At 70.3% G+C, this 26,751-nt stretch carries 22 protein-coding genes and 1 pseudogene; 13 read left to right on the top strand and 10 right to left on the bottom strand.

The genetic code is table 11. The features are described from left to right. Positions 1-20 precede the first annotated feature (20 nt). Positions 21-1,181, bottom strand: a pseudogene (locus tag ABH920_RS11095) (cysteine desulfurase family protein); the annotation flags it as partial. Between the two features lie 417 nt (positions 1,182-1,598). Between ABH920_RS11095 and coxB the strand changes: the two are divergent. From coxB to ABH920_RS11070, 5 genes are all read left to right on the top strand, one after another. Next, positions 1,599-2,546, top strand: coding sequence for a cytochrome c oxidase subunit II (coxB, locus tag ABH920_RS11090; protein WP_370348821.1), 948 nt, complete (start codon positions 1,599-1,601; stop codon positions 2,544-2,546). Then, entirely contained in the window at positions 2,543-4,282 is a 1,740-nt protein-coding gene (gene ctaD, locus ABH920_RS11085) for a cytochrome c oxidase subunit I (RefSeq protein ID WP_370348820.1), read from the top strand. The genes coxB and ctaD overlap by 4 nt, the downstream gene beginning before the upstream one ends. Further along, the gene (locus tag ABH920_RS11080) at positions 4,279-4,698 is read left to right on the top strand and encodes a cytochrome c oxidase subunit 4 (RefSeq protein ID WP_370348819.1); all 420 of its coding nucleotides are present in this window, start codon (positions 4,279-4,281) and stop codon (positions 4,696-4,698) included. The genes ctaD and ABH920_RS11080 overlap by 4 nt, the downstream gene beginning before the upstream one ends. A 208-nt stretch (positions 4,699-4,906) precedes the next feature. Further along, positions 4,907-6,235, top strand: coding sequence for an Ig-like domain-containing protein (locus ABH920_RS11075; protein ID WP_370348818.1), 1,329 nt, complete (start codon positions 4,907-4,909; stop codon positions 6,233-6,235). A 65-nt stretch (positions 6,236-6,300) separates the two neighbouring features. Next, entirely contained in the window at positions 6,301-7,023 is a 723-nt protein-coding gene (locus tag ABH920_RS11070) for a Uma2 family endonuclease (protein ID WP_370348817.1), read from the top strand. Between the two features lie 60 nt (positions 7,024-7,083). Here the strand turns inward: ABH920_RS11070 and trpD are convergent, their stop codons facing one another. Continuing rightward, positions 7,084-8,133: an anthranilate phosphoribosyltransferase gene (gene trpD / locus ABH920_RS11065; protein WP_370348816.1), complete on the bottom strand. Its 1,050-nt coding sequence runs from the start codon at positions 8,131-8,133 to the stop codon at positions 7,084-7,086. A gap of 81 nt (positions 8,134-8,214) precedes the next feature. Next, the gene (locus tag ABH920_RS11060) at positions 8,215-8,676 is read right to left on the bottom strand and encodes a hypothetical protein (RefSeq protein ID WP_370348815.1); all 462 of its coding nucleotides are present in this window, start codon (positions 8,674-8,676) and stop codon (positions 8,215-8,217) included. A gap of 197 nt (positions 8,677-8,873) precedes the next feature. Between ABH920_RS11060 and ABH920_RS11055 the strand changes: the two genes are divergently transcribed. From ABH920_RS11055 to ABH920_RS11040, 4 genes are read left to right on the top strand one after another with little or no spacing between them, the layout of a single operon-like run. Beyond that, a complete protein-coding gene (locus tag ABH920_RS11055; protein WP_370348814.1) occupies positions 8,874-9,494 on the top strand; it encodes a heme-copper oxidase subunit III in 621 nt (206 codons plus the stop codon). A 35-nt stretch (positions 9,495-9,529) separates the two neighbouring features. After that, on the top strand, positions 9,530-10,399 hold the full coding sequence (locus ABH920_RS11050; protein WP_370348813.1) for a c-type cytochrome: 870 nt from the start codon (positions 9,530-9,532) through the stop codon (positions 10,397-10,399). After that, complete coding sequence (locus tag ABH920_RS11045) at positions 10,392-11,474, top strand: Rieske 2Fe-2S domain-containing protein (protein WP_370348812.1); 1,083 nt, start codon at positions 10,392-10,394, stop codon at positions 11,472-11,474. Before ABH920_RS11050 ends, ABH920_RS11045 begins: the two co-directional genes overlap by 8 nt. After that, complete coding sequence (locus tag ABH920_RS11040; RefSeq protein WP_370348811.1) at positions 11,471-13,108, top strand: cytochrome bc complex cytochrome b subunit; 1,638 nt, start codon at positions 11,471-11,473, stop codon at positions 13,106-13,108. Before ABH920_RS11045 ends, ABH920_RS11040 begins: the two co-directional genes overlap by 4 nt. A gap of 162 nt (positions 13,109-13,270) precedes the next feature. On the opposite strand, the gene ABH920_RS11035 is transcribed toward ABH920_RS11040, so the two are convergent. The 4 genes from ABH920_RS11035 to ABH920_RS11020 form a co-directional block, all read right to left on the bottom strand. Next, positions 13,271-16,135, bottom strand: a complete 2,865-nt coding sequence (locus ABH920_RS11035) for a DEAD/DEAH box helicase (RefSeq protein WP_370348810.1) — start codon at positions 16,133-16,135, stop codon at positions 13,271-13,273. A 353-nt stretch (positions 16,136-16,488) separates the two neighbouring features. Then, positions 16,489-17,397, bottom strand: coding sequence for a class E sortase (locus ABH920_RS11030; protein WP_370348809.1), 909 nt, complete (start codon positions 17,395-17,397; stop codon positions 16,489-16,491). 81 nt (positions 17,398-17,478) lie between these two features. Then, positions 17,479-18,633 carry a hypothetical protein gene (locus ABH920_RS11025; RefSeq protein WP_370348808.1) on the bottom strand — a complete coding sequence of 385 codons (1,155 nt, stop codon included), beginning with the start codon at positions 18,631-18,633 and terminating at the stop codon, positions 17,479-17,481. A 133-nt stretch (positions 18,634-18,766) separates the two neighbouring features. After that, on the bottom strand, positions 18,767-19,954 hold the full coding sequence (locus ABH920_RS11020) for a homogentisate 1,2-dioxygenase (protein WP_370348807.1): 1,188 nt from the start codon (positions 19,952-19,954) through the stop codon (positions 18,767-18,769). Positions 19,955-20,056: 102 nt separating this feature from the next. Between ABH920_RS11020 and ABH920_RS11015 the strand changes: the two genes are divergently transcribed. Then, positions 20,057-20,896 (top strand): hypothetical protein, encoded by an 840-nt coding sequence (locus tag ABH920_RS11015; RefSeq protein ID WP_370348806.1) that lies wholly within the window; start codon positions 20,057-20,059, stop codon positions 20,894-20,896. 19 nt (positions 20,897-20,915) lie between these two features. Beyond that, positions 20,916-22,157, top strand: a complete 1,242-nt coding sequence (gene fahA, locus ABH920_RS11010) for a fumarylacetoacetase (RefSeq protein WP_370348805.1) — start codon at positions 20,916-20,918, stop codon at positions 22,155-22,157. A gap of 182 nt (positions 22,158-22,339) precedes the next feature. On the opposite strand, the gene ABH920_RS11005 is transcribed toward fahA, so the two are convergent. After that, positions 22,340-23,107 (bottom strand): tyrosine-protein phosphatase, encoded by a 768-nt coding sequence (locus ABH920_RS11005; protein ID WP_370348804.1) that lies wholly within the window; start codon positions 23,105-23,107, stop codon positions 22,340-22,342. Positions 23,108-23,225: 118 nt separating this feature from the next. On the opposite strand from ABH920_RS11005, the gene ABH920_RS11000 reads away from it, so the two are divergent. After that, a complete protein-coding gene (locus ABH920_RS11000; RefSeq protein WP_370348803.1) occupies positions 23,226-23,912 on the top strand; it encodes a bifunctional DNA primase/polymerase in 687 nt (228 codons plus the stop codon). 153 nt (positions 23,913-24,065) lie between these two features. On the opposite strand, the gene map is transcribed toward ABH920_RS11000, so the two are convergent. Continuing rightward, on the bottom strand, positions 24,066-24,923 hold the full coding sequence (map, locus tag ABH920_RS10995; RefSeq protein ID WP_370348802.1) for a type I methionyl aminopeptidase: 858 nt from the start codon (positions 24,921-24,923) through the stop codon (positions 24,066-24,068). A 42-nt stretch (positions 24,924-24,965) separates the two neighbouring features. Between map and ABH920_RS10990 the strand changes: the two genes are divergently transcribed. Continuing rightward, positions 24,966-25,178 (top strand): hypothetical protein, encoded by a 213-nt coding sequence (locus ABH920_RS10990; protein WP_370348801.1) that lies wholly within the window; start codon positions 24,966-24,968, stop codon positions 25,176-25,178. Between the two features lie 61 nt (positions 25,179-25,239). On the opposite strand, the gene ABH920_RS10985 is transcribed toward ABH920_RS10990, so the two are convergent. After that, on the bottom strand, positions 25,240-26,730 hold the full coding sequence (locus ABH920_RS10985) for a LamG domain-containing protein (RefSeq protein WP_370348800.1): 1,491 nt from the start codon (positions 26,728-26,730) through the stop codon (positions 25,240-25,242). Positions 26,731-26,751: the final 21 nt, after the last annotated feature.

Raw genomic sequence — 26,751 nt, 5'->3', positions numbered from 1 at the left:
CGACGGAGAAGCCGCCCTCAGCGCAGCTTCTCCAACACCCGCGGCAGCACGGCCAGGAAGCGCTCCACGTCTTCCTCGGCCGTGCCGAACGGCAGCGACACCCGCACGTTGCCGCGGTCCGCGGCGCCCATGGCGACCAGCACGTGGCTCGGCGTGACGGTGTCCGAGGTGCACGCCGACCCCGACGACACCTCGAACCCGGCCTCGTCCAGGTCCAGCACCAGCGCCTCGGCGTTGACCGCCGGGCAGGAGAACGCGACGAGGTTCGGCAGCCGGTCGTCCGGGTCGCCGAACACCTCGATGTCGTCTGCGACCGCCGGCAGTGCGGCGCGCAGCCGGTCGGTCAGCGCCCGCAGCCGGACCGCCTCGGCCTCCCGCTCCTGCTCCCGGGCCACCAGGGCGGCGGCCGCCGCGACGATCCCCGGCAGGTTCACCGCGCCGGGCACCAGGCCGTCTTCGTGTTCGTCGACGGCCCACGCCGGCGCGAACCGCGTTCCCTTGCGGACGGCGAGGATCCCGACCCCGGTCGGCCCTCCCCATTTGTGAGACGAAGCACACAGCACCGACCACTCGCGCGGCACCGGCATCCGGCCGACCACCTGAGCGGCGTCCACGAGCAACGGCACCGCGGCCTCGACCGCGGCGGCGAACACCGGCGCCAGCGGCTGGACCGTGCCGACCTCGTGGTTGGCCGCCTGCAGGCACGCCAGGGCCGTTCCCGGCACCCGCAGCTCGCGCGCGAAGGCCTCGGCGTCCACCCGGCCGAGCCGGTCCACGCCGACCGTCGCCACGGTGTCGTGCGGCCCGGTGCTGGTCGGCTCGGCGCTGGTCGGCCCGCCCGCGTTCGACTCGGCCTCGTGCAGCTCCGCCGCGTGCAGCACCGCGGAGTGCTCGACCGCTGACACCACGAGCCGGTTCCCGACCCGCCGCCGGCCGGCCAGCACGCCGGCGACGCCGTAATGGATCGCGGCCGTCCCCGAAGGAGTGAACAGCACCTCCCGGGCCCGGCAGCCCAGGACCTCGGCCACCGCCGCCCGGGACCGGTCCAGCAGCATCCGCGCTTGCCGCCCGGCCCGGTAGAGCCGGGCCGGGTCGGCCCAGCCCTCGTCCAGGGCCGCCAGCAGCGCGGCGCGGGCGGCCGGGTGCGGGGGCTCGGCGGAGGCGGCGTCGAAATGAGTCACACCCTTGACGATACGGACCCTGCGCCGTCACCCGCGGTACTTGTCCGGCCGCGCACCGGCCGCGCACCGGTCCCGCGCTGGGCCCGGGCCGGGCCCGTACTCGGCCGCACGCTCCGGCCGCACGCTCCGGTCGCACAACCGCGCGCACCCCCCGGCACTCCGCGTCGTCGGGACCGTCGCCGCCGGTGCGCTCATCAGATCAACGCCCGTCAGTTCGGCCGGAAGTGTGACCGTCGCACCCCGCCACACGCGTTAACCGGGACCTCCGCGCAAGAGGCAATTGGGGCTGGAGTAGGGTTTGGCCGCGAGAGAGAAGACACCGCCCCTGGCAGGGCCGTGACGTGCGGGCACACCGGGTGCGATCCCGGCGGTCCGCCGCGTGCCTGCCGCCAAGGCTTGAACCTCGGGAAGGCAACCTTGAGTCCACACGGCTCCGACCCGTCGCCGCAGCGCACCTCACCGGCGCGGCGATCGCGGCGCGCGAAGCTCGGCGTTCTTGCCGTGGCCGGGCTGGTCGCCATGACCGCCACCGGCTGCAATGTAGACGAAGCAAAGCGGCTCGGGGTTCCCGCGCCCGCCACCAAGGAAGCGCCGATCATCCTGCACCTGTGGCAGGGCTCGTGGATCGCCGCGCTCGCCGTCGGTGCCCTGGTTTGGGGCCTGATCATTTGGTGCTGCGTCTTCTACCGCCGCAAGCGCACCGGTATCGAGATCCCCGCACAGACCCGCTACAACGTCCCGATCGAAGTGCTCTTCACGGTCGTGCCGTTCATCATGATCGCGGTGCTGTTCTTCTTCACGGCCAAGGACGAGTCCAAGCTCCTCGCGCTGCACAAGAACCCCGACGTGAAGGTGAACGTCGTGGGCCGGCAGTGGTCCTGGTCCTGGAACTACAACTACGACGCCGTCTCCGGTCAGGCGACCCCGGGGCAGCTGGCCGTCTACGACGCCGGCACCCCCGCGGACCTGCCGGTGCTGTGGCTGCCGGTGAACGAGCGGGTGCGCTTCACGCTGACCTCCACCGACGTCATCCACTCCTTCTGGGTCCCGAACTTCCTGTTCAAGCTGGACGTGGTCCCGGGCCGCATCAACGAGTTCGAGCTCACCCCGAACAAGGAGGGCGAGTTCATCGGCCGCTGCGCCGAGCTGTGCGGTGTCGACCACTCCCGGATGCTGTTCAAGGTCAAGGTCGTCTCCGCGGCCGAGTACCAGCAGCACCTGCAGGACCTGGCCAACAAGATCGACCCGGTGACCGGCAAGGGCCAGACCGGTCAGATGCCCGTGGGCTACAACTCCAACGGCGTCCCGCTGCGCGTCGGCCCGCTGACCGGCATCGGCAACGACTCCACAGGGAAAGAAAAGTGACGGCCATCAGTGAACCGCGCGCAGTGAGCGCGCCGTACGAGCGCCGTGAGCCCGGCAACATCGTGGTCAAGTGGCTGACGTCCACCGACCACAAGGTGATCGGGTACATGTACCTCATCACGTCGTTCTGCTTCTTCGGCATCGGCGGCCTGCTGGCCCTGCTGATGCGCGCCGAGCTCGCCCGGCCGGGTCTGCAGTTCCTGACCACGGAGCAGTTCAACCAGGCGTTCACCATGCACGGCACGATCATGCTGCTGATGTTCGCCACCCCGCTGTTCATCGGGTTCGCGAACGTCATCGTGCCGCTGCAGATCGGCGCCCCGGACGTGGCCTTCCCGCGGCTGAACATGTTCGCCTACTGGCTGTTCCTGTTCGGCTCGCTGATCGCGGTCGGCGGCTTCCTCACCCCGCAGGGCGCGGCGGACTTCGGCTGGTTCGCCTACGCGCCGCTGACCGACGCGATCCACTCCCCGGGCATCGGCGCGGACATGTGGATCATGGGTCTGGCGCTGTCCGGCTTCGGCACCATCCTCGGTGGCGTCAACTTCATCACCACGATCATCTGCATGCGCGCGCCCGGCATGACGATGTTCCGCATGCCGATCTTCACCTGGAACATCCTGCTGACCGCGGTGCTGGTCCTGATGGCGTTCCCGGTCCTGGCCGCCGCGCTGTTCGCGCTGGAGGCCGACCGCCGCCTGGGTGCGCAGATCTTCGAGGCGGACAACGGCGGAGCGCTGTTGTGGCAACACCTCTTCTGGTTCTTCGGACACCCAGAGGTGTACATCGTCGCGCTGCCGTTCTTCGGCATCATCTCCGAGATCATCCCGGTCTTCAGCCGCAAGCCGATCTTCGGCTACAACACGCTGGTGATGGCGACCATGTCGATCGCCGGCCTGTCGGTGACGGTGTGGGCGCACCACATGTTCACCACCGGCGCGGTGATGCTGCCGTTCTTCGCCTTCATGTCGTACCTGATCGCGGTGCCCACCGGCATCAAGTTCTTCGACTGGATCGGCACCATGTGGCGCGGCTCGCTGAGCTTCGACACGCCGATGCTGTGGTCGGTCGGCTTCCTGGTGACGTTCCTGTTCGGCGGTCTGACCGGCGTGCTGCTGGCCTCCCCGCCGATCGACTTCCACGTGCAGGACTCGTACTTCGTGGTCGCGCACTTCCACTACGTGCTGTTCGGCACCGTGGTGTTCGCGATGAACGCCGGCTTCTACTACTGGTGGCCGAAGTTCACCGGCAAGATGCTGGACGAGCGGCTGGGCAAGATCCACTTCTGGATCCTGTTCGTCGGCTTCCACACCACGTTCCTGGTACAGCACTGGCTGGGCGCGGCGGGCATGCCCCGGCGGTACGCGGACTACCTGGCCAGCGACGGGTTCACGACGCTGAACACGATCTCCTCGATCGGCTCGTTCGTCCTCGGCGCCTCGACCCTGCCGTTCCTGTACAACGTGTACATCACCGCCAAGCGCGGCAAGAAGGTCACGGTCGACGACCCGTGGGGCTACGGCCGCTCCCTGGAGTGGGCCACCTCCTGCCCGCCGCCGCGGCACAACTTCACCTCGCTGCCGCGCATCCGCTCCGAATCCCCGGCCTTCGACCTGCACCACCCCGAGGTCGCGGCGCTGGACATGGGCCACGGGCACGGGAAGAAGGCCGCGGTCGGCGCCCCGGACAAGCCGTCGGCCTCGACGTCGACCGACAACGAGGACGGTGCCAAGTGAAGGTCGAAGCCAAGCTCTTCGGGTTCGTCGCCGTCTTCCTGATCATCGACATCCCGGTGTACTGGTACCTGTCCAAGGACACGGTCGGCACCACCGCGCTGTCGATGGCCTTCGGCCTGTGCGCGCTGGTGTGGTTCTACCTGTACTTCACCGCGATCCGCATCGGGCCGCGCCCGGAGGACCGCGACGACGCGGAGATCTCGGAGATGGCCGGCGAACTCGGCTTCTTCGCCCCGCACTCGTGGTGGCCGCTGTACACCGCGGGCTCCGCGGCGCTGGCGTTCATGGGCGTCATCTTCGGGTGGTGGCTGCTGCTGGTGGCCTTCCCGTTCGGGGCGTACTCGGTGATCGGGCTGGTGTTCGAGTACTACCGGCGTGAGAACAACCGGTACGGCGAGGCGGGGGCAGGGCACTGACCCCGCTGGGCTGACACCGGTCGGGCTGACACCTGCCGGAGCTTCAAAGGAGCCGGGCCTCGGATCGCTCCGAGGCCCGGCTCCTTCGTGTCTCAGGAATGTAATGGTTGACCATCTTTCGAGATCGCATGCAACGCGCACGGGGGGTTCGGCGTCTATCCAGGTGTAAGGCTCTAAAGCACAGGAGAACCAGGACAGGGAGGGCCTCGTGGCACACCGCATCGGGCAGGGTGTTACCGCGGGCGGGCGGCGTCGGTGGCGGCGGGCTGCGCAGTGGACGGCGGGGGCGGCGGCGGTGGCGCTGCTGACGGCGGCGTGCGGCGGCTCGTCGAGCGGCAAGAGCGCGGGCGCGCCGGTCGGGGCCGCGCAGACGGCCTCGTCCGGGACCTCGGGCGGCGCGAGTGGCGGGGCGAACCCCGCGAGCCCCTCGTCCTCCGCCGCGCAGCCGCTGGCGCTCTCGACCAGCCCCGCGGACGGCGCGGCCGGCGTCGACCCGGCCAAGGGCATCCAGATCAACGCCGTCAACGGCAAGCTGGAGAGCGTCACGGCCACCGACGCCGCGGGCAAGACGGTGTCCGGCGCTCTGGCCGCTGACGGGTCCTCCTGGGCCTCCAGCGGCACGCTGGCGATCTCCAGCACCTACACGGTGGTGGCGAAGGCGCAGGACGGCTCCGGGGCCGAGAAGACGACCACGTCGAAGTTCACGACCCTGACCCCCGGCAAGCGCCTCGGCCTGGACCACTACGTGCCGGACAACGGCACCACGGTCGGCGTCGGCCAGCCGGTGGCCGTTTTCTTCACCAACGCGCCGAACGAGAAGGACCGCGCGGCCGTGGAGAAGGCGATGACGGTCACCACCACGCCGCACGTCGACGGCGCCTGGAACTGGCGCGGCGACACCGAGGCGGACTGGCGCCCGCAGGGCTACTGGCAGCCGGGCACGAAGGTGCAGGTGCACCTGGGCCTGAACGGCGTGAAGGCGGGCCAGACCACTTATGGCTCCTTCACCAAGGACTTCTCCTTCACCATCGGCGACTCGGTGATCAGCACCGTGGACCTGGTGAAGGACAAGATGACCGTCACCAAGAACGGCCAGGTCCTGCGCACCATCCCGGTCAGCGCCGGCGAGGTCCCGAACCACCCGACCTGGAGTGGAAAGATGGTCGTCCTGGAGAAGGACGCCTCTCTGCAGATGACCTCCGCCTCGGTGAACTTCACCGACGCCTCGGACTTCTACGACCTCAAGGTCCAATCCGCGGTGAAGATCACCTCATCCGGCACCTTCCTGCATGCCGCGCCCTGGAACGACGGCAAGTTCGGCCGCGTCAACAGCAGCCACGGCTGCATCGGCATGAGCCTGGACGATGCCGCGTGGTTCTTCAACACGGTCAAGATCGGCGACGTGGTGGACGTGCAGAAGTCGGCGAACACCAAGCCGAACGTCACCACGAACCCGAACCCCGGCTTCGACGACTGGAACTTGACCTGGAGCCAGTGGCTGGCGGGGTCGGCGGCGGGAGTGCAGACGGCGCAGTAGCCAGCTGTCGCAGGTGGTAATCGGTTGGCCACGTCCTGTCAGAGGGCGTGGCTAGCCTTTGGGGTATGACAGTAGCCATGGACTACGAACCGCCCGAGAGCGGACCGGAGCTGGACTCCGCCATGGAAGCGGCGACGGCCGCTTTCAGCCTGGTCGAGGAGTTCGGCCTCCTCGACGACGTCTCGCTGGCGCTGTGGGACGCCCTGCCCGAGGACTTCTGCCACGATCACGAACTCGATCGTGGCCGGTTGATCAGGTGCGAGTCGCCGACTCTCGGCCACCAGCACGCGTCCTTGTCGCTGGCGATCGTTCTGAAGAATGCCGCCCGCCGCGCTGTCGAGGCGGAAGCGTTTCCCTGCCTCCGCACAGCGCAGGATGTCGACACGCGGCTCTGGGATGTTCCAGGCGCCACTGTTCGCAAACCAGATGTGCTGGTCTTCCGCTGCCTGGAAGAGGGCCGACGCAAGCTCTGGGGATACGACCTGGTGCTCGCGGTGGAGATCGTCTCGCCGTCCAGCGGCGCCACGGACACCGGCAAGGACAACCAGCGGACCGGCTTCGAGTCGAAGATGACCCAGTACGCGCTGGCCGGGATCGAACACTATTGGATCGTCCGGCTGAAGCCGGATGACTCGGCGATCGCCAGCATCGAGCAGTGGTGGCTCGGGCCGGGCTACCGCGGCGCCTACACCAAGGTCGCGACCTGGACCAACGGCGAGACCGCCGAGGCGATCAGCACCAAACTGCCCTTCCCGATCGAGGCGACCTGGGCCGACCTCGAGTTCTAGCCGCACGAGTGCCCGCCCCGGCGACCGGCGGGCGCCCGCATCTGACCGCCCGAGCTCCGCCTACCGCTCCTGAACCAACCGCTCCGAAACCTCGACCCACGTCGCCAGCACCCGCTCCGCGGCCCCCGAATCGATCGCCTCCGCGGCCTTCGCCAGCCCCGCGCCCAGCCGTGCCGTCACCGGCTCATGCGTGGGCTCCAGCGCCGCCAGGGCCGCAGCCGCCGACAGCAGCACCGCGTCGCGTACCGCGCCCTGCTCGCCGGCCAGCAGGCGGCGGGCCACGGCCGCGTTGAACTCCGGGTCGGCGCCGCGGAGGGCGCTGATGGGGGAGTAGGCGATGCCGAGGTCGCGGGGGTCGAAGACCTCGCGGGTCACCTCGCCGTCGGAGGCCGTCCAGATCGTCGTGGTGGTGGCCACCGAGATCTCGTCCAGGCCGTCGTCGCCGCGGAAGACCAGGGCTTCGACGCCTCGGCGGGCGAAGACGCCGGCCACGATCGGGGCCATGCGTTCGTCGAAGACGCCGACGGCCGATGCCCGGGGGCGGGAGGGGTTCGTCAGGGGCCCGAGGAAGTTGAAGAAGGTCGGGATCGCCAGTTCCTTGCGGGGGACGCCCGCGTGGCGCAGGGAGGCGTGGAAGACCGGGGCGAAGCAGAAGGTGATGCCCGCTTCCTTCGCGACCTGGGCCACCGCCTCGGGTGCGAGGTCCAGGCGGACGCCGAGGCGCTCCAGGACGTCCGCGGCGCCGGAGGAGGACGAGGCCGCCCGGTTGCCGTGCTTCACCACCGTCGCGCCCGCGCCGGCCGCGACGATGGCCGACATCGTGGAGATGTTCACCGTGTGCGCGCGGTCGCCGCCGGTGCCGACGATGTCCACGGTGGCCCCGGGGACGTCGATGAGCAGCGCGTGCGTGTACATCGAGCGGACGAAGCCCTCGATCTCGTCGACCGTCTCGCCCTTGGCGCGCAGCGCCACCGCCAGGCCCGCGACCTGGCTCGGGGTGGCCTCGCCGGTCATGATGCGGTCCATGGCCCAGGCGGCGTCGTCGACCGACAGGTCGTCGCGGCGCAGAGCCGCCGACAGGAGCTCGGGCCAGGTGCGCTGCTCGGTCATCGGCGGGTCGCCTCCGTCTCTACGGAACGCTCAATTGGGTGAATCTATAGAGAAGCCCAGGGCCTCTCTATAGAGCGAACCCTACGCGGAGACGCGCTTGGCGAGCCGGGCCCGGACCAACTCCGCGACCGAGTCTGCCAGCGCGACCGGGTCGATCGGGTGCGGCGTCCACGCCTCGGCCCGGGACCAGGTGGCCAGCCAGCCGTCCTGCGGGCGCCCGGTGAGCACCAGGACCGGGGGGCACTCGTAGATCTCGTCCTTGAGCTGCCGGCACACGCCCATGCCGCCGGCCGGGGTGGCCTCGCCGTCCAGGATCAGCAGGTCGAAGCCGCCGTTGTCGACGGCGTTGACCACGGCGAGCGGGGTCGCGAACTCGTGGGTCTTGATCGGCGGCAGGTCGGCCGCCACCCGGCGCCCGAGCGCCAGCACGACCTTCTCGCGGGTGGTGGAGTCGTCGCTGTAGATGAGGACTTTGATGGCGGTCTCGCTGGCACTACCAGCGTTGCCGTGCACCCCTTGTTGGTTAGTGTCAGCAGCGTTCATGCAGGGGAGCTTACTCGGCGTGCTCGCTCCGCTTCCAGACGGTCGGGGTCCCGATCTCGTCCATGATCAACTGCCGTTCCGACCTTCCGGGAACTGCTTGATCCGGACCTTCGTTAACTCGTTCGGCCCCATACACACAGGACACTGGTTCCTTAACACCCACCCCCGGCGCGGAGCCGCCATGGGGTGACGACATAATGGCGGCCGTGGCGACAGCAACTGCAACTACTCAAGCGGGGCAGGCCCACCGCCTGCCCAACCGGCCGAACCTGGTCAGCGTCGGAACGATCGTCTGGCTGAGCTCGGAACTGATGTTCTTCGCGGCGCTGTTCGCGATGTACTTCACGATCCGCTCAGTGCACGGGTCGCAGTACTTCGTGGAGCAGGCCAAGCACCTGAACATGTCCCTGGCCGTGCCGAACACCACCATCCTGGTGCTGTCCTCGGTGACCTGCCAGATGGGCGTGTTCGCGGCCGAGCGTGGGGACGTGCGGAAGCTGCGGAGCTGGTTCATCCTCACGTTCATCATGGGCGCGGTCTTCGTCTCCGGGCAGATCTGGGAGTACTCGGCCCTGGTGAAGGAGAACTACACGATCGGCCACAACGCGTGGACGTCGGTGTTCTACCTCACCACCGGGTTCCACGGTATGCACGTCACCGGCGGTCTGCTCGCGTTCCTGCTGGTGCTGGGCCGGACTTATCTCGCCAAGCGCTTCACCCATGACCAGGCCACCTCCGCGATCGTCGTGTCCTACTACTGGCACTTCGTCGACGTGGTGTGGATCGGCCTGTTCTTCGTCATCTACATCATGAAGTAGTCCGGACCAGTGGAATCGGTAAGGAATCCTCTGTCGTGAACACGCTTTCGGCACGACGGCGCCATCCGCTGGCCGCGTTCGTCGTCCTCTTCCTCGCGCTGGGTGTCATCGGCGCGACCTACGCCACCTTGGGCTCTGCCAAGGCGAAGGCGTCGGCTTCGGCCGCCGTCACGCCGGAGCAGCTCACGGAGGGTCAGAAGCTCTTCCAGTCGACCTGTTCCTCGTGCCACGGCCTGCAGGGCCAGGGCGTGCAGGGCTCGGGCCCGTCGCTGATCGGAGTCGGTGCCGCCGCCGTCGACTTCCAGGTCGGCACCGGCCGCATGCCGGCGATGCAGATCGGCCCGCAGGTCACCAGCAAGCCTCCGATCTTCACGCAGGACCAGATCGACGCGATGGCCGCCTACATCGGCTCGCTCGGCGCCGGCCCGGCCGTCCCGGACCCGTCGCTGTACGCCGCCGATCCGACCAACGCCGCCAGCGTGTCCAACGGCGGGGTGCTCTTCCGCACCAACTGCTCCCAGTGCCACAACGTGGCCGGGGCCGGCGGCGCGCTGACCGACGGCAAGTTCGCGCCGTCGCTGCGTGAGACCTCGACGAAGCACATCTACGAGGCCATGCTCACCGGCCCGCAGAACATGCCGATCTTCAACGACAGCGTGATGTCCCCGCAGGACAAGAAGGACATCATCGCCTACCTCGTGCAGACCCGGACCACCGCCAACCCCGGCGGGCTGGACCTGGGCTCGATCGGCCCGGTCTCCGAGGGCCTGTTCGTCTGGACGATCGTGCTGGGCCTGCTGATCGTGTTCGCCTGCTGGATCGGCGCGCACACCACCAAGGCGTCCCGCGCCCGCGTCGCCCACTTCGAGGCGACCACCGGGAAGGACGCCACCGACAATGACTGATCGGGACATGGAAACGGACCACCTGCCAGAGAACACCGGTGGGGCGGGCCACGGCACCCTGACCAAGGACGCCGCGGTGGAGAACCCCTTCCAGGACCCGGGTCTGCCGGCCTACCGGCCCCGGGTCACCGACCTCGACCCCAGGGCCGCCAAGCGCGCCGAGCGCCAGGTCGCGGGCCTGTTCCTGGTCGCGATCGCGGGCATCATCGGGTCGATGGTGTGCTACACGTTCATCCCGAACTCCAGGGTGACCGGGCACATCACGGGCCTGGGCGCGGTCAACGCCAACAACCTGGCGCTGGGCCTGTGCCTGGGCATCGCGTTCCTGGCCCTGGGCGGCGGCGCCATCCACTGGGCCCGGACCCTGATGACCGACGTGGACCTGGTCCAGGAGCGGCACCCGATGAAGTCGGACCCCGAGTCCCGCGCGTTCGCGGTCTCGGAGTTCAAGCAGGGTGTCGCGGACTCGGGCTTCACCAAGTACCCGCTGATCCGGCGCTCGCTGCTGACCGCGATGATGGTGCTGCCGCTGCCGGCGGTGTGGCTGCTGCGCGACCTGGGCCCGATGCCCAAGGACAACCTGCGGCACACGCTGTGGGCCGCGGGCCAGAAGCTGGTCAACCCGAACACCGGGCAGCCGCTGAAGGTCTCCGACGTCTCCGTCGGCACCCTGGCGCTGGCCAACCCGGCGGCCCTGGCCGACGACCCGGAGAACCGGATCGACAACCTGGCCAAGGCCGCGGTGCTGGTCGTCCGGCTGCCGCAGGAGGCCCTGAAGGGCTCCGAGGCGCAGAAGAAGAAGCAGTGGGACTGGTCGGTGGACGGCGTCATGGCGTTCTCCAAGATCTGCACCCACGTGGGTTGCCCGGTGGCGCTCTACGAGCAGCAGACGCACCACATGCTGTGCCCGTGCCACCAGTCGACCTTCGACCTCTCCGATGACGGGAAGGTCATCTTCGGCCCGGCCGCGCGCTCGCTGCCGCAGCTGCCGATCACGGTCGACGCCGACGGCAACCTGGTCGCCGTGAGCGACTTCCGGGAGCCGGTCGGCCCGAGCTTCTGGGAGCGCGGATGAGCGCCACGACCGCCCCGGCGCACGGGGCCGCAGGCGAGAACGAGGAAGTGAAGACCGACCCGGTCTCCAACTGGGCGGACGAGCGGCTCGGGATCTACAAGGGCTCGAAGAACCTGATCCGGAAGGTCTTCCCGGACCACTGGAGCTTCCTGCTCGGCGAGATCGCGCTGTTCTCGTTCATCCTGATCCTGCTGTCGGGCGTGTTCCTGACGCTGTGGTTCAACCCGAGCATGAGCGAGGTCGAATACCACGGCTCGTACTTCCCGCTCGACGGCGTGTCGATGTCCGACGCGTACGCCTCGACGCTGAAGATCAGCTTCGACGTGCGCGCCGGCCTGCTGATGCGCCAGGTGCACCACTGGGCCGCCCTGATCTTCATCATGGCGATCATGGTGCACATGCTGCGCATCTTCTTCACCGGTGCGTTCCGCAAGCCGCGCGAGATCAACTGGCTCATCGGCTTCACGCTGATGGTGCTGGGCCTGCTGGAAGGGTTCGCGGGCTACTCGCTGCCGGACGACCTGCTGTCCGGTACCGGTCTGCGCATCGCCTCGGGCGTCATTCTGTCGATCCCGATCGTCGGCACGTACGTGTCGTATTTCCTGTTCGGCGGCGACTTCCCCGGGCACGACTTCATCCCGCGGCTGTTCACCATCCACGTGCTCCTGATCCCGGCGCTGATCGTCGGCCTGGTGACGGCGCACCTGATCCTGGTGTTCGTGCAGAAGCACACGCAGTGGGCCGGGCCGGGCAAGACCAACGACAACGTCGTCGGCCTGCCGCTGCTGCCGGTGTACACCGCCAAGGCCGGCGGGTTCATGTTCGTGATCTTCGGCGTGGTCTTCCTGCTGGCGGGCCTGGTGCAGATCAACCCGATCTGGGCCTACGGGCCATATACACCGGACCAGATCAGCGCGGGTTCCCAACCAGACTGGTACATCGGCTTCCTCGAAGGCTCCCTTCGCATGATGCCGAACTGGGAGTGGAACATCTGGGGCCACACGCTGTCCTTCAACGTGCTGATCCCCTCGCTGGTCGTCCCGGGCATCCTGTTCACCGCCCTGGCCGTGTGGCCGTTCCTGGAGCAGTGGATCACCGGCGACAAGCGCGAGCACCACATCCTGGACCGCCCGCGCAACCGCCCGACCCGCACCGCCCTGGGCGTCGGCGGCATCACGTTCTACGGCATCCTGTGGCTCGGCGGCGGCAACGACCTGATCGCGACCCACTTCCACCTCTCGGTGGAGGCGCTGACCTGGACGTTCCGCGTCCTGGTGTTCCTCGGCCCGGTGATCGCCTTCTGGTGCACCAAGCGCATCGCCCTGGGCCTGCAACGGCGCGACAAGGACAAGGTCCTCCACGGCCGCGAGACCGGCATCATCAAGGTCTCGCTGGAAGGGGAGTTCACCGAGGTCCACGAGCCGCTGTCGGCCGGCGAGCGCTACCGCCTCACCGCGCACGAAGTGCAGAAGCCGCTGGAACTCGGCCCCGCCACGGACGAGAACGGCGTCGAGCGCCCGGGCAACCGTGCGCTGAAGCTGCGGGCCAAGGCCTCCAAGGCGATGTTCTCCGACAACGTCGAGACGACGGTCGAGGAGTACAAGGAGATCGAGGCCGGGCACGGGCATCACTGAGTAGTTCATTCGCTGTCGCACGGCGCAGGGGCCTCGCCTTCGGGCGGGGCCCCTGCGTTTTGCCACGAGCTGGGAAAGCTGAAAGGGACCGCGCACGGTGCGCGGTCCCTTGCCAGTTACTCAGTCAGTACTTCAACCAGTACTTCGATCGGTGCTCAGCGATCACCAGCGACGGTCACGCGGCGGGCGGTTGTCCCGCTGCTCGTTGCTGTAGCCGCCGCGCGGGCGGCCGAACGCGGTGCGCTCGCCGAAGGTGCGACGCTCGTCGTCGCGGCTCGGGCGGCTGTCGCGGTCGCCGAAGGAGGGACGCTCGCCGGTGCCGCCGCGGTTGTCGCGGTTGCCGAAGCCACCGCGATCGTCGCGGTTGCCGTAGCTGCGGCCCTGCGAGCCGCCGAAGCCGCCGGTGCGACCCTCAGTGCCGCGGCTGTCACGGTTGTAGCCGCCGGTGCGGCCTTCGGTGCCACGGCTGTCCCGGTTGAATCCACCGGTACGGCCCTCGGAGCTGCGGTTGTCGCGGTTGTAGCCGCCGGTGCGGCCCTCGGTGCTGCGGTTGTCGCGGTTGAACCCGCCGGTGCGGCCCTGGGCGCCATCGCGGTCGCCGAACGAGCGGCGCTCGCCGGTGTAGCCGCCGGTGCGGCCTTCGGTGCCACGGTTGTCGCGGTTGTAGCTGCCGGTACGCCCCTCGGTGCTGCGGTTGTCGCGGTTGAACCCGCCGGTGCGGCCCTGGGCGCCATCGCGGTCGCCGAACGAGCGACGCTCGCCGCTGTAACCGCCGGTACGACCCTCGGTGCCACGGCTGTCACGGTTGAACCCGCCGGTACGACCCTCAGTGCCACGGCTGTCCCGATTGAAGCCACCGGTACGACCCTCGGTGCTGCGGTTGTCCCGGTTGAACCCGCCGGTGCGGCCCTGCGCACCGTCGCGGTCGCCGAACGAGCGACGCTCGCCGGTGAACCCGCCGGTACGACCCTCAGTGCCACGGCTGTCCCGATTGAAGCCACCGGTACGACCCTCAGTGCCGCGGTTGTCCCGGTTGAACCCGCCGGTGCGACCCTGGGCGCCGTCGCGGTCGCCGAACGAGCGACGCTCGCCGCTGTAACCGCCGGTACGGCCCTCGGAGCTGCGGTTGTCGCGGTTGAACCCGCCGGTGCGACCCTGCGCACCGTCCCGGTCCCCGAACGACCGACGCTCGCCACTGAACCCACCGCTGCGACCCTCGGTGCCGCGGTTGTCGCGGTTGAACCCGCCGGTGCGACCCTGGGCGCCATCGCGGTCGCCGAACGACCGACGCTCGCCACTGAAGCCACCGCTGCGGCCCTCAGACCCGCCACGGCTGTCCCGGTTGAACCCGCCGGTGCGACCCTGCGCACCGTCCCGGTCCCCGAACGACCGACGCTCGCCACCGAAGCCGGTGCCGCGGTTCTCCGAACCACGCTCGCCGCCACCGAACCCGCGCCCGTCGCGGTGCCCGCGGTCGAAGCGGTCCCGGTCCTGACGGAACTCGCTGCGGCCCGGGCGGAAGCCCTCGCGGCCGCCGCGGAAGCCGTCGCGGTTGTCGCGCCCCTCGCGGCGGTCGTCGCCGCCCAGGCGGGCTTCGCGCGCCGCGCGGCGGGCCGCGTGGTAGGCGTCGGCCTCGGCGACGTACTCCGCCACCGGGCGGCCGCCGGTCAGTTCGCGCAGGGCCTCCGAGCTCGGGGTCACCTTCGTCAGCTCGGCGTCGATGCCGGCCGACTCCAGGAGGCGGACCGTGCTCTTGCGCTGCTTGGGCAGGACCAGCGTCACGACCGTGCCGCTCTCGCCGGCGCGGGCCGTGCGGCCGGCGCGGTGCAGGTAGTCCTTCGGGTCGCCGGCCGGGTCGACGTGCAGGACCAGGTCGATGCCGTCGACGTGGATGCCGCGGGCGGCGACGTCGGTGGCGACCAGGACCGGGACGCGGCCGTCCTTGAAGTCGGCCAGGGTCTTGGTGCGGGCGCGCTGGGTCATGCCGCCGTGCAGGGCCAGGGCGGAGACGCCGGCCTCGCGGATCTTCTCGGCGATGCGGTCCGCGCCCAGCTTGGTGCGGGCGAACAGGATGGTGCGCCGGCCGTCGTCGTCGCCGGGCGTGTGCCGGGCCGCGATCTCGGCGGTGACCAGGGCCTTGTCCGCCGGCTCGACGATCAGCAGGTGGTGGTCCATCTGCGCGGAGTCGTCGCTGTCCGGGGTGACCGAGTGCAGGACCGGGTCGGTCATGTACTGGCGGACCAGCTCGTCCACCGCGCCGTCCAGCGTCGCGCTGAACAGCAGGCGCTGGCCGGCCGGGTCGGTCTGCGACAGCAGCTCCGAGACGATCGGCATGAAGCCCATGTCGGCCATCTGGTCGGCCTCGTCCAGGATCGCGATCTCGACCTGGGACAGGTCGCACTCGCCCTGCTCGATCAGGTCGGTGAGCCGGCCCGGGGTGGCCACCAGCACCTCGACGCCGCGGCGCAGCGCGAACACCTGCTTGTACATCGGCGCGCCGCCGTAGACCGAGGCGATGTCCGCGCCGACGGCGAAGCCGTACGGCTGCAGCGCGTCGCTGACCTGCATGGCCAGCTCGCGGGTCGGCACCAGGACCAGGGCCAGCGGCTTGCCCTTGCGGGCCCGCTTGCCCTTCAGGTTCGCCAGCGCCGCCAGGCCGAAGGCCAGGGTCTTGCCGGAGCCGGTCTGGGCCTTGCCCAGCACGTGCCGGCCGGCCAGCGCGTCCGGGATGGTCGCGGCCTGGATCGGGAAGGTGTTCTGCACGCCGTTCTCGGCGAGCTTCTTCACCAGTTCCTCGGGCAGGCCCAGTTCGGTGAACGCGACCGGCTCGGAGCCGGCGGCGTCGGTGTCGACGGTCTCGACCTCGTCCAGGCCCTCGAGCTCGTCGTCGTCCTCGTCGTGGTCTTCGGTCTCGTCGAGGTCCGCGACCTCGTCGGTCTCAAGAGCGTCGGTCTCGAGAGCGTCGCTCTCCAGAACCTCGTCGCTCTCCAGAGCAAAAGTCTCGTCGACGTCGGCGCTTTCGCGCACGACATCATTCTCAGGGGTGATTGCAGACATGGCTGATAAAGCCCTTCTGAAAACGGACACGTTCTCAGGGGCGTGCGAGCGCATGGATTGCGCCGCAGCGGTACTACAGAACGGTCACTAAGGCGGCCTGGTTCCAGTTTTGGATGACCAGGTAGGCGATAGCCGCGCCTGAAGTGGTTGACCGGGAGTCGTTCACCCCGGGCCACTGCGTTCTGCGTCACATGACGGAAGCCGGTTTCCGACCGGCTTCTAGGTGACCTGTCCCGCGCAGCGTTCGCTTGGATTTCGGTCCATGGTAGCGGGCAGGGTCTCGAATCCAAGAATCGCGCAGGTCAACCGTGTCAAGAGCACCGTCACGTGTGCCGGTTGGCGTCCTTCAGCTCGGCCGGCGCGGGCCCGTTCAGCGGATCGACCCGGACCAGGTGTCCCCACCAGATGAGCCGGTACGTCGAGGCCCACTCCGGCGTGCACGTCGTCAGCGTGATGTACCGGCCGGGCTTGGTGAACGGCCCGCCCTTGGGGATCGGCGCGATCGTCCCGATGTTGGTCGGGTCGGTCTGCGGCAGCTCCTTGTCGAGCGCGTAGACGAACCAGCCGTGCGTGGTCTCCACGACGACGTGGTCGCCGATTCGCAGCTGGTTGATGTACCGGAACGGCTCGCCGTACGTCCGCCGGTGCGCCGCCACGGCGAAGTTCCCTGTCGGGTCCCAGGGCATCGCGGTGGCAGGCGTGGTGTAGTGCCCGACGGCGCCCTTGTCGAGCACCTTCTCCTTGTCCACACCCTGCATCACCGGGATGTTGTCCTTCCCGATGGCCGGGATGGTCATCAGCGCGAAGCCCTCGCTCGGCGCGAACGCCGACTTCGGCGTCCCGCTCGGCCCGGCCGGCTTCAGCTGCTGCTGGATCTGGTTGGCCTCGGCGTTGGCGGCCTTGTGCGCCTCCACGTTCGTCCACCACAGCGTGTAGACGACGTACAGCGCCATCACCGCGCCGAGCGTGATCAGCACTTCGCCGACGCTGGACAGCAGTACCAGCTTGCGCTGCGCCTGCCGCGCGACCCGGGCCGAGCCGCGCGCCGACCGGGGACCGGGTTCGGGCTCGGATTCCGGCTGTGCTGCCGGGTATCCGTTCTCGCCGGGGAACTCGGACGGCGGGGGCGGGGTGAGGACGATCTTCGGGATGTACTCCGTCTGCGCCTCGGCGGGCGAGGGGGAGTCGGTTATCCGCGGGATGTACTCCGTCGGCGCCTCGTCGCCATTCATGCCGGACACGTTAGGGGAGAAACCTCTGGGTTCCTGCGGGCCCCGGTGGTTTTGCGGCATGGGCCACAACTTAGCGGACGATCATTCTTCCGGTGGGCTGTATCCCGAATGCCGGGGACCGCTGGGAGCCTCCCATTCCGCCTCCGGTTTTCCGGGCGCGGGCTTGGGCTGACGCCGCCGCTGCCACAGGACGTACCCGCCACCAGCGAGGATCACGACGAAGCCGATCAACAGGATCGGGCTGAAGCCCCCTGATCCGCCGCCGCTGCCGGCTGCCGCGTGTGACCCGTTCGAGGGACCTGTGGGAAAGACCGGCTTGGTCGGCCAGATGTTGGCGGTGTCGGTGGTGCCCGGCGCAGAGGTCTGCGGTGTCTGCGGGGCCGAAGGAGATCCGGTGGCCGCCGTTGAGGAATTCGACGACGGAGCGCCGGAAGCCCCGGACGCCGCGCTCGTCGGCGCCGACCGAGTGCTCGGCGAGGCACCGGTCCGCGGCGGCTGGTTCACCGGGAACAGCGCGTCGAACCCGGGCAGGGACTCGGGATCGACCGGCGGGTCCGTGCTCACCGCCTGCACGGGTTGGATGACCCCGTACCCCAGCCGGTCGTCGTGCCTGGCCCCGGACGCCCCGTAGATCGAGCCGGCCATCTGCGCCACGACCTGGCGCGCCGGCCAGTCCCCGTGGTCGGCGCGCAGGATCGCGGCCAGTGCGGCGACGTAGCCGGCCGCGGTCGAGGTGTCGTTGCCGAACGCCGCCAGCGTCATCTGCTCGCCCCAGGCGGACGACGGCTGCGCGGTCTTGGTCACCTGCGCCGAGGCCACGTTCACGACGCCCTGCGGACGCTGGGTCATCGGGCCCCCGGTGTCGCCGGCCGCCGCGATCAGGAGCGCCTGGCCGCCGATCGACGCGGGATCGACCGAGGTGTCCGCGACGACCACTATCGCCCCGGTCGCCGAGCCGGAAACCACGGTCGCGTCCGGGGCCAGTGCGCTGATCGCGCACGCCGCCTCCGCGACCCGGTCCGGCGCCCCGACCACGCCGATGGTGACGCCGCTGCCCTTGGTGCCCGCGGCGTCCCAGAGGCGCGAGGCCTGGAGATCGAACCCCGGATCAGGGCACGAAGCGGCGGTGGCGTGGACGGCGGCGCGGTCGGCGGCGCGGGCTGCGGCGGGCGCGCCGACGGCGAGACCGGCGAGCAGCGCCGCGCACCCGAGGGCGGCCAGAGTCCTTCTCAGCACATGGTGACGCTACCCGAACCCGGGCCGCCTCAACGGTCTGCCGGGCCGTCCCTTCGCAGGGGCGTCAGCGCTTCCGGCGGTCAGGACGGCTCCGAGACATCAGGCCCCGCGCTCGCAGGCCCCCGTCACGCTCTCAGGCCCCGTTGTGCCGCCCGGACCACGTCCAGGCGTACCCCGGGTCCTCCGACGCCACGCCGCCCTCGCCGATCTCCAGCGGCCGGAACGTGTCCACCATGACCGCGAGCTCGTCGAAGAACTCCGCGCCGATCGACCGCTCCGCCGCGCCCGGCTGCGGGCCGTGCGTCAGGCCCGACGGGTGCAGCGAGATCGAGCCCTGCCCGATCCCGGATCCGCGCCGCGCCTCGTAGTTCCCGCCGGTGTAGAACAGCACCTCGTCGGAGTCGACGTTGTGGTGGTTGTACGGCACCGGGATCGACAGCGGGTTGTAGTCCACCTTGCGCGGCACGAACGAGCAGATCACGAAGTTCGGGCCCTCGAAGGTCTGGTGCACCGGCGGCGGTTGGTGCACGCGGCCGGTGATCGGCTCGAAGTCGGCGATGTTGAAGGCGTACGGGTACAGGCAGCCGTCCCAGCCGACCACGTCGAACGGGTGGTGCGCGTACGTCAGCCGGGTCCCGCCGGCGCGGTGCCGGACCAGCACGTCCACGTCCGAGCCCTCGGCCAGCAGCGGCTCGCTCGGCCCGCGCAGGTCCCGCTCGCAGTACGGCGAGGACTCCAGGAACTGCCCCTTGGCCGACAGGTAGCGCTTCGGCGGGCCGATGTGCCCGGTCGCCTCGATCACGAACAGCCGCAGCGGTTCGCCGGAGCCCGCGGCCGGGACCCAGCGGTGGATCGTGGACGTCGGCAGGATCACGTAGTCGCCCTGGCCGACCGCCAGCGCGCCGAACGACGTCTCCACGACGCCGGACCCGGACTCCACGTACACGCACTCGTCGCCTATGGCGTTCCGGTACAGGGGAGAAGCTTCGGTGGCCGCGACGTAGGACAGGCGCACGTCCCCGTTGCCCAGCAACAGATGCCGGCCGGTGACGGCGTCCAAGCCGGAGCCGTCCAGCTTGTGGGTCAGGAAGTGCCGCGGCTTCAGCGGCCGGTTCGCGACCGCGGACGAGATCGGCCCCGGCGGCTCCCACTCCGCGGAGTCCACGATCGCCGTGGGCAGTCCGACGTGGTACAGCAGCGCGGAGTCGGAGGAGAAACCCTCGACGCCCATCAGCTCCTCGGAGTGCAGCGCGCCGTCCGGCCGGCGGAACTGGGTGTGGCGCTTGTGCGGGATCTCGCCCACGGCGCGGTAGTAGGGCATCGCCGCCGTCCCCTTCACTGTCTCAGCCGCTCCGGGCTGGAATGTGTTCGATAATCGGACGTCACTGTCCGCTCTCTTCGACCATGGGCTACCGTGGCGGTCATGTCAACCGCCGACCCCGGCGCCCTCGGCGTCCTGTTCGCAGAGCTGATCGACGACGCGGCGCTGTTCCCGCCCGGCGACGCCCCGATGCCCGAGGCGGTGCCCGCGCACCTGGCCTACGACGCGGGCGTCCACAGCGGCATGCTCGGCCGCTTCCTGTGCCCGGTCTCCAAGCTCGCCGACCTGAAACCGCTGCTGGACGAGGACGCGGGCCTGCGTCTGGGCCTGATCGCCGACACCGGCGTGGACGGTCTGCTCGCGGCTTTCGCAGAGCTCGAAGACGACGACCGGCTGATCCTGGAGGCCGCCGAGATCCGCCATCCGGGCGAGCGCCTGGAGGAGCTGGAGCGGCGGCTGCCCTACGGCGTCGAGGCCTACATCGAGATCGCGCCCGCCGACATGCGCTCCCTGCTCCCCACGGTCACCGGCCGCGAGCTGCTGCACGCCAAGCTGCGCACCGGCGGCCTGTCCGCCGAGGCGTTCCCGACCCCGCTGGCAGTCGCCGAGTTCCTGGTCGGCTGCGCGGATCTGGAGCTCGGGCTGAAGTGCACGGCCGGGCTGCACAACGCGGTCCGGCACACCGACGCCGCAACCGGGTTCACGCACCACGGCTTCGTGAACGTCCTGCTGGCCGCCGAGCGCGCGAGCGACGGCGCGGAGATCGAGGACGTGGCGGCGGTCCTGGCCGTCACGGACGGCGCCGACCTGGCCGAACGTGTCAAAGCTCTGACGGTCGAGGACACGGCCCGGACCCGGGATCTGTTCCACGGCTTCGGCTCCTGTAGTTTCCAGGAGCCGATCGATGACTTGTCAAAGCTCGGTCTGCTGCCCACCGCGTAGAAGGACTGCAAGGACGGTTATGACACAGCCCACCTGGGTCCCGCTCCCGGACCCGACCGACTTCCCGGTCGAGAACCTGCCCTACGGCGTCGCGACCCACGGTGAGCGGCCGGCGCACGTGGTGACCCGGATCGGGGACTTCGTCGTCAGCCTCGGCGCGCTGGCGGCGGCCGGCCTGCTGGACGGCACCATCGAGGAGCCGGCGGCGTACTTCGCGATCGGCACCCTGAACCCGTTCATGGCGCTCGGCGCGCCGGCCTGGGCGGCGGTGCGGGAGCGGCTCACCGAGCTGTTCACCGACCCCGACCGCCGCAAGGCCGTCGAGCCGCTGCTGGTTCCGCTGACCGACGTGGTGCTCTACCTGCCGTTCCAGGTGGCGGACTACGTGGACTTCTACTCCTCGGAGGACCACGCCACCAACCTCGGCCGCATCTTCCGGCCGGACGGCGAGGCCCTGATGCCGAACTGGAAGCACCTGCCGATCGGCTACCACGGCCGCTCCGGCACGGTCGTGCCCTCCGGCACCCCGATCGTCCGGCCCTCCGGCCAGCGCAAGGCCCCGACCGACCAGGAGCCGCGGTTCGGGCCCAGCGTCCGCCTGGACATCGAGGCCGAGGTCGGCTTCGTGGTCGGCACGCCCTCGCCGCTCGGCGGCGGGGTGCGCGTCGAGCAGTTCCAGGACCACGTCTTCGGCGTGGTGCTGGTCAACGACTGGTCCGCGCGCGACATCCAGGCCTGGGAGTACGTCCCGCTGGGACCGTTCCTGGGCAAGTCGTTCGCGACCTCCGTCTCCCCGTGGGTGGTGCCGCTGGCCGCGCTGCAGCACGCACGCGTCGCGCCGCCCTACCAGGACCCGGTCCCGCTGCCGTACCTGCAGGGCGAGACCTGGGGCTACAACATCCACCTGGACGTGAAGCTCAACGGCCACACGGTCTCCACCCCGCCCTTCGCCGGCCTGTACTGGACCCCGGCCCAGCAGCTGGCCCACATGACGGTCAACGGCGCCAGCCTGCGCACCGGCGACTTCTACGCCTCCGGCACGGTCTCCGGCCCGCTGCCCGAACAGCGCGGCTCCTTCATCGAGCTGACCTGGAACGGCACCGAGCCCCTGGCCCTGGCCGACGGCTCGACGCGCACCTTCCTGGTGGACGGCGACACCGTCGCGATCGGCGGCGTCGCGCCGGGCCCGAACGGCACGCGCATCGGCTTCGGCGAGGTGGTCGGGACGATCCAGTCGGCGGTGCGGCAGCCGGAGATGTAGGCGGTTGCTCGCGCGGCGGCGGGCCGGTGGGTTCGGCGGCTGACTTGCGGTCGGTGAGCGCGCCGGTGTGCTCACCGATATGTGAGTTCTGTCACTCGGCGAGTCGCGAGTACAAGGCGGCGAGGTCCGCTTCAGAGACCCCGTTGTCCAGCAGGTAGTCGGGTAGGCCGCCGGCAGGCGCGTCAGCCGTCGCCCGGCTCTATCAGACTCCTGCGAAGCTCCGCGATCTGCTCCGCCGTCAACCCGTGCGCCAGCAAGTACCCCTCCACCGAGCCGTGCGCGGCGCGCATCCGCTCCAGCGTCGCCAGGATCAGCTCCGGCGGGCACGCCAGCGCCTGGCCGTTCAGCCGCTGGCCGAGGCCGGTGGAAGCCTGCAGCTGCTCGACGGCCTGGGTGAACTCCTCGGCGAGGTAGGCGCTGGTGAGGTGGTAGTCCTCGGCTATCACCGGGTCCGGGACGCCGAGCAGCGACAGCACCACCGCGACCACCACGCCGGTGCGGTCCTTGCCGGCCGAGCAGTGCACGAGGACCGGCTGCGCGTCCGGGGTCGCCACGTGGCCCACGGCGGTGGCCAGGACCGCGCCGCAGTCGTCGACCATGTGGTCGTAGACCGACTTCAGGTCCTCGGGGGCCCGGCCGAAGGAGTCGCCGGTGAAGCGGAAGACCGGCAGGCGCAGCACGGCGATGCCGGTGCCCTCCAGGGCGTCGGGGGACAGCCGGGCTTCGAAGTCCTCGCGGAGGTCCACCACGGTGCGGACCGGCAGGTCGGCGAGGGTCGCGCGGGCCTGGTCGTCGAGCCGGTGCAGGGCGTCGCCGCGCAGCAGCCGGCCGGCGCGCACCGTGCCGCCGAGGGCCGGGTAGCCGCCGACGTCGCGGACGTTGAAGGTGCCGGCCAACGGGATGCGGCGGTCGGCGGCGGCGGGCTGGTTCGCCTCCGGAGGTGTGGTCACGCGCACACGCTACCCGCGCCACGCTTCGCCCCACTGGCACCCCCTGACGAAGACCCGGTTACCGCGAGGTATCCTGACCCTTACCGCGTTAGGCCTTCGACCACGTCAGGGGGCTTGGGTGCCGAGGAGCTGGCGACCTGCCAAGAACCGGAAGCGCGAGCACGCCGCTTCCCTCGATGGGCTGCGCTCGGAAGGGCTCCTGGATCCGCTCGACCGGCTGGTCGCGGCGGGATTTGCGGTGGTCCCGGCGGCCGCCCCGCGGGACGGCTCGTGCAGCTGCGATCGCCTGGGCTGCCCCGAGCCGGCCGCGCATCCGCTGTCGCGCGCGTGGCAGGTCGAGGCCAGCACCGACCCCGAACGGCTGGCGCTGTGGCGCGTCCGGCACCCCGAGGCGAACTACGTCACGCCGACCGGTAAGACCCACTCCGTCCTGGACGTCCCGGAACAGGCCGGCGCCGACGCGCTGCGCCGCATCCTGGTCGCCGGCACGGCCCCGGGGCCGGTCGCCGAGGTGGACGGCCGCTACCTGTTCTTCACCGCGCCGCGTACGAACCCTGATACCGACGACGTCGACGAGGACGAGTGGTGGTCCAGCTCCCTGGACTGCCGCCCGGAGACCCTGCAGGAGCACCCCGGACTGCGCTGGCACGACCGCGGCAGTTACGTCTTCGTGCCGCCGTCGGTGAGCATGTCCGGGCACACGGCGCGCTGGGTGTACTGGCCCGCCGACGGCACGCCGCTGCCGGACGCGGTGGTGGTGCTGGAGGTGCTGGCCGACGTGCTCGCGGAGTTCTCGGCGGCCTGAGGGCGGCCTGAGGCGGCCTGAGGGCGGTCGAGCGCCGTCTGTGCACGGCCTCAGTGCCGTCGGCGCTGTCCGGGCACAGCCTGAGCACGGCCTGAGCCCGGTTTGAGCGCGACTTGAGGTTCGAGGACCACCGTCACCGGCGACCCGCGCGGCTCACTCCCCGCTCGGCAGCGTCAGCACCTCGACGCCGTCGTTCGTCACCACCATCGTGTGCTCGAACTGCGCGGTCCGCTTCCGGTCCCGCGTCACGGCCGTCCACTTGTCCGCCCACATCTCGTAGTCGGCGGTCCCCAGCGTCAGCATCGGCTCGATGGTGAACGTCATCCCCGGCCGCATCACCAGCGTGGCGTGCGGGTCGTCGTAGTGCGGGATGATCAGGCCGGTGTGGAAGGCCGTGGAGATGCCGTGCCCGGTGAAGTCGCGGACCACGCCGTAGCCGAAGCGCTTGGCGTAGCTCTCGATCACCCGGCCGATGACGTTGATCGGCCGCCCCGGCCGCACCGCCTTGATCGCCCGGTCCAGGGACTCGCGCGTGCGCTCCACCAGCAGGTGCGACTCCTCGTCGACGGTGCCGACCTCGAAGGTGGCGTTGGTGTCGCCGTGCACGCCGCCGATGTAGGCGGTGATGTCGACGTTCACGATGTCGCCGTCCTCCAGCACCGTGGTGTCCGGGATGCCGTGGCAGATCACCTCGTTCACCGAGGTGCACATCGACTTCGGGTAGCCCTTGTAGCCCAGCGTGGAGGGGTAGGCGCGGTGGTCCAGCAGGTACTCGTGCCCGATCCGGTCCAGCTCGTCGGTGGTGATGCCGGGCTTGGCCGCCTTGCCGGTCTCCACCAGCGCGTCGGCGGCGATCCGGGAGGCCACCCGCATCTTCTCGATGGTCTCGGCGTCCTGCACCTCACCGCCGGTGTACGGCTTGGGCCCCTTGCGTCCGACGTACTCCGGTCGCTTGATCGACGCCGGGACGGGCAGAGTGGGAGAGACGGTGCCGGGTACGAGTGTCGCCATAGTCAGACAGTCTAGGCACCCGGTGACAGCAGGGAGAGTGCGATGCGCTGGACCAAGAAGGGCGAGCCGCCGGACGACGACGGCTGGTACTACTGCGTGAAGCACGGCCTGGTCGAGCCGGCGGGCGCCTGCGCCGCCAAGGACCGCCTCGGGCCGTACGCGACCCAGGAGGAGGCCGAACACGCCTTGCAACGCGTGCAGGAGCGCAACGAGGCGTGGAAGAAGGCGGACGAGGCCGCGGACGCCGACAGTTAGCGATGAGCCCGGACACCCGCGTGGTGTCCGGGCTCACCGCTGGTCCGCTAGTCCACAGCCGCTACAACGCCTTCACCTCGTCGGCCGACAGCGCCCGGCTGAACACCTGCACGTCCGAGATGTATCCCTTGAACGGGTTCGACACGTACTTCCCGTACCAGCTCCGCCCGATCGCGAACGGCCCGGTCGCGGCGTACGGCGCCGACCCGGTCTTGACCGGCCCGCCCTGCGGCACGCCGTTCACGAAGAACGCGATCGTCCCGGCCTGCGCGTCGTAGACCCCGGTGAGCTTGACCCAGGTGTTCATCGGCGTCGGGCCCGTCGCGCCGGCGTTGACCGTCTTGGGGTTGGCGCTGTCGGACTCCGACCGGACGAACGACCAGGTCTTGGACTCCGTCGAGTAGCTGAACGTGAACGCGAAGCACTGCGGCCCGTCCTGGCTGAACGCGGCCGCGAACTTCGTGGGCGTGCTGAGGCCGGTCTGGTCGACCCACATCGAGACCGTGAAGCTCTTCGTGGTGTCGACCGCCGGGCCCTTGGTCTGGATCTGGCCGCCCTTGATCTGGTTCGCCGGGCCGCTGAACTCCGCGGACCCGCCGTGCGCGGTCGAGAATCCGGCGGCGCCGGACAGCGCGCCCACGTGGTTCTTGCCGGAGCCGTCGGCGGCCGTGGTGCTGCCGACCTTGTCGTTCAGGCGCCAGTGCAGCAGGTCCGGGGCGGGCGCGGCGACCGGCTTCGAGGACGACGGCGTGCTGCTCGGCACGTTCTGTCCGCTGCGGCTGGACGACGGGGATCCCGGGCCGCTGACGTTCTGGCCGCCCGGGCCGGTCGCGCCGGTGGAGGCGGCCGCCTGCGCCGAGCCGGACGCCGTCGCGGACGCCGGTCCCGGCTGCTTCTTGCCGCCACCATTGGTGGCGAACGCGATCGCGCCGGCGGCGACACCGGCCACCGCGAGCGCCGAGGCGCCGATGAACAGGGCCCTGCGACGCTTGTCGGTCCCGCCAGAGGGCGGTGCTCCGGCCGGTCCGGCCGGTCCCGGCGGGGCGAACGGGCCGCTCGGGGCGCCGGGCCCCATCGGGCCTCCGAACTGGTGGCCCGGCTCGGGCGCCATCCCGGGAACCGCGCCGAACCCGCTGGCCGACAGGTCCGTACGGCCCTGCTGCCCGACCGCCTGGTAGGCGCCGGTCGCGGCGAGCGGGAAGGATGTCATCGGCGGCGGCGCCTGCGGTGCGGCCTGCATCGGCGGCGGCTCCGGCGGACGGACGGCCGCGTACGCGCCGGTCGCCGCGAGCGGGAACGACGTCATCGAACCCTGCGATTCCCCCGGCGCTCCCCACTGCGGCCGACCCTGCGGTTGCCCCTGCGACTGTCCTTGCGCTTGGCCCTGCGACTGTCCTTGCGCCTGACCCTGTGCCGGCCCGCCCTGCTGCGGTCCGTTCGGCCCCCCGAAACCGTTGCCCTGCCAGGCCCCGCCCGGCGGCGGCCCGCCGGAATCCCCCGATGTATCCGGCGGCACGCCCCACGGCGGCACACTCCGGTCCCCGTCGTCCATGTCAACCCCCTGTTCGGCCCC

Origin of the sequence: Catenulispora sp. EB89, assembly GCF_041261445.1 — a bacterium.
GTDB lineage: Bacteria > Actinomycetota > Actinomycetes > Streptomycetales > Catenulisporaceae > Catenulispora.
The sequence above is the reverse complement of the archived record's forward strand: the minus strand, read 5'-3'. Positions and strand labels throughout refer to the sequence as shown.